The sequence below is a fragment of the Streptomyces sp. NPDC037126 genome (assembly GCF_055605965.1).
The window spans coordinates 1-3,366 of record NZ_JBVJTD010000078.1 but is presented as its reverse complement, the minus strand read 5'-3'; the positions used below and the strand labels follow the sequence as shown (position 1 = coordinate 3,366).

The 3,366-nt window shown below is 70.3% G+C and carries 4 protein-coding genes; 3 read left to right on the top strand and 1 reads right to left on the bottom strand.

The window, feature by feature from the left end; all coding sequences use genetic code 11:
- Together ACZ7FF_RS44865 and ACZ7FF_RS44860 are read left to right on the top strand one after the other, a co-directional pair.
- A partial coding sequence (locus ACZ7FF_RS44865; protein ID WP_470820526.1) for an adenosylhomocysteinase occupies positions 1–91 on the top strand: 91 nt, incomplete at its 5' end.
- Positions 92–236: 145 nt separating this feature from the next.
- Entirely contained in the window at positions 237–851 is a 615-nt protein-coding gene (locus ACZ7FF_RS44860; protein ID WP_470820524.1) for a hypothetical protein, read from the top strand.
- Positions 852–926: 75 nt separating this feature from the next.
- Here the strand turns inward: ACZ7FF_RS44860 and ACZ7FF_RS44855 are convergent, their stop codons facing one another.
- On the bottom strand, positions 927–1,892 hold the full coding sequence (locus ACZ7FF_RS44855) for an RDD family protein (RefSeq protein WP_470820522.1): 966 nt from the start codon (positions 1,890–1,892) through the stop codon (positions 927–929).
- Between the two features lie 145 nt (positions 1,893–2,037).
- On the opposite strand from ACZ7FF_RS44855, the gene ACZ7FF_RS44850 reads away from it, so the two are divergent.
- Positions 2,038–3,042: a stage II sporulation protein M gene (locus tag ACZ7FF_RS44850; protein WP_470820520.1), complete on the top strand. Its 1,005-nt coding sequence runs from the start codon at positions 2,038–2,040 to the stop codon at positions 3,040–3,042.
- The last annotated feature ends 324 nt before the right edge of the window (positions 3,043–3,366 follow it).

The following is a 3,366-nucleotide window of genomic DNA, read 5'->3' as shown; positions in this document are numbered from 1 at the left end:
TGTGAAGCTGACCGAGCTTCGTCCGGAGCAGGCCGCGTACATCGGGGTCGAGGTCGAGGGCCCGTACAAGCCGGACCACTACCGCTACTGAGCCGCTTCGCGCGTCTCACGCAGGTCCTCCGAGGCAGGCCCCCGCACCCCCGTGCCGGGGGCCTGCCCCTTTGGCCGGTCCGGCCCTCACGACCCCCGGACCGACGTGCCGAAGCGACCCGACCCCGTCACGACCCAGGACCCCCATGCCCCGCGGCCGCTATTCGCTCCACGATCCGCACGATCACACCCCCCTCGGAGAAGAACACTTCCAGTGCGCCCCCGGCCCGTCCGGCTGGCGCTATGTCTCCCAGCTGACGACGCCCACCGGCGACCACCGCGGTTCGGTCGACCTCGCCCTGGACGACCTCGGCCGCCCCATCCGCCTCGAACTCCACGCGGGAGGCTGGCAGGTGCGCGGTGCCGCCCTCGACGGCGTCACCTGGGTCCGCACGGACCCCACCGGCACCCATGCCACCGAAGGCAATGTGCGCGCCCACGCCTTCACCGGCACGTCCCCCGCGTTCCTCGTCGCCACCGCTCGTCTGCTGCGCCTCACCCCTTCCTCCACCGCGACCCGCGTGCGCCTCGTCGCCTTCACGGATCCGGTCCTCGCCCCCCGCACTGTGGACCAGTCCTGGGCTCTGGTGAACAGCGAAGCACACGCCACTGACAACGGCCCTCTGACCGTGGACGAATACCAGGTCACAGCCCTGGACACCGGTGAACGGCACACCGTTCACATGGCCGGAGACGTCGTGCTGTCCGCGCCCGGGACCGAGCTGGAGGACCTCCAGTCACCGCCCTCGGCGTTCAGCTGAGAAGACCGCGGCCGGCGCGGAGGACAGGAACGCAGAAGCCACCGGCGCGGACGGGACGGAGCAGGCGCGGCCGGCCTACGCCGGCGGTGCGAATCCCGTGGCCGGCCGGTCGGCCGGCGGCTCGTCCCGCGGCAACGCGGCCGACGGCACGGCGGAGGGCCGCTGCGGGCCCGCCGCCTGAATCTGCTGCTCCCGGCCCGCAGGAGCGGCGGCGCCGGGAGAGGTCTGCGACCGCTCCGGCGCCGCAGGAGTGATCGACGGGTCCGGCTCCGCCCCGTTCTGGGCGAAGCCTCCCGCGCCGAACGCCTGCCGGGCCTCACGCGACTGCCGCTCGTGCACCACGGCGGCCAGGAAGACCGCCGGAGGAAGATCCCGCGGCAGCGGAGCCCCCGTGTGCGCCGCGAGGTCGGCCGCGAACCGCTGCGCCATGTCCCAGGAGACCTGCGGATCCATCTGCGGCATCCGCGTCAGGTACTGGCGCACGGCGAGCCACAGCCCGTCCGGAACAGCAGACAGGTCCAGCCCGGTGAACCGTCCCTCCAGACCGGGAGGCGGAGGCGGGACGAGCCCGGCCGTACTCACCGGTATCCGCTCGCGCACGACCAGGGTCCCCGCGAACACGTCCCCGAGCCGCCGCCCCCGTGCCGAGACCAGGGAGGCGATGCAGGCGATCACCCCGAACGTCATCAGGATCTCCACGACACCGATCGCGCCCCGCACCAGCGCGTGCCGGAACCGGATCGGCCCGCCGTCGTCCCGCACGACCCGCAGCCCGAGCGCCAGCTTCCCCAGCGAACGGCCATGGCTGAGCGTCTCCACCGCGATCGGTCCGCCGACCAGTACCAGCAGGAACGACGCGACCGACAGCGCCATCTGGGCCGCCTCGTCCAGGGAGGCCGTCGACACCACCAACGTCACGCTCACGCCGATGTACACGACCATGGCCACGGCCAGGTCGAGCAACACCGCCAACGCCCTGCTCGGCAGCCTCGCCGGCAGCAGTTCGAGCGCCACCGCCTCGCCCGTCACCAGCTCGCTCACGCCCGCCCGTCCTTCCCCTGATCCGCCCCTTGAACAGCAAGTCTGCCAAGCTGTGGGCGCATCGCGCCCCAGTACGACAAGCTGACAGCAATCAAGAGCATCCACCACGAGCAGTCGGCGACCAGCCGAGGAGCAGGCAGACCCCATGGACCTGGACGTCTTCGTCTCCGCGCACCGAGCCGAATGGGACCGCCTCGATGCCCTGCTCGGCCGGCGACGCCTCACCGGCGCCGAAGCCGACGAACTCGTCAGCCTCTACCAGCGCACCGCCACGCACCTCTCCCTCGTCCAGTCCAGCGCCCCCGACCCGCAGCTGACAGGACGGCTCAGCCAACTCGTCGCACGCGCGCGTAGCGCCGTCACCGGTGCGCGGCGAGCATCGTGGCGCGACGTCACACGCTTCCTGGGCCAGAGCTTCCCGGCCGCCGTCTACCGCAGCCGCCACTGGTGGGTGCCCACGGCACTCCTGTCCACCGCCATCGCGATCCTCCTGGGCTGGTGGATAGGCACCCACCCGGAAGTGCAGTCGTCCATCGCGGCGCCCGGCCAGTTGCGCGAGATGACGCGTCCAGGCGGTGAGTACGAGACCTACTACTCCAGCCACCCCGCGGCCGCGTTCGCCGCCCAGGTGTGGACGAACAACGCCCGGGCCGCCGCGATGTGCCTGGTCCTGGGCGTCTTTCTGGGCCTGCCCGTTCTCCTGATCCTCTTCGAGAACATGCTGAACCTCGGTGTCGGCTTCGGTCTGATGTCCTCCGCCGGCCGCCTGGACACCTTCCTCGGGCTGGTCATGCCGCACGGCCTGCTCGAACTGACCGCGGTCTTCGTCGCCGCCGGCACGGGCCTGCGGCTGGGCTGGACCCTCATAGACCCCGGCCCCCGCACCAGGCGCGCCGCTCTGGCGGAGGAGGGCAGGGCCGCGGTGGGCATGGCGATCGGCCTGGCCCTGGTCCTCTTCGTCTCCGGCGCCATCGAAGGCTTCGTCACTCCTTCGGGCCTGCCCACGTGGGCCCGCATCGGCATCGGAATCGCGGCCGAACTGGCATTTCTCGCGTACGTCTATGTCCTCGGCGGCCGCGCGGCACGCGCTGGCGAGACGGGCGATCTGGAAGCGACCGACCGCAGCTCCTCCGTGCCCACCGCCGCGTGATGTGCGTACGACCCCTGTGAGCTGCTAGTCTCCTCTTCGCCCCGCAAGAGCCGTTGACACGGAAGGCGTGGGGAGGTAGATTCAAACAGTTGCCTAGAACTGGACAAGTCCGGCGGCGACCGTTAGGCTCTACGAGCTTCCAAGAAGTCGCTACCGACATTTCGAAGAAGCATCCTCCCGATTACTCAGAAATGAGCGGCCGGTCAGACCGGCCAATAACTTCTGATAAAGTCGGAACCGCCGGAAAGGGAAACGCGGAAGCGGAAACCTGGAAAGCACCGAGGAAATCGGATCGAGAAAAGATCTGATAGAGTCGGAAACACC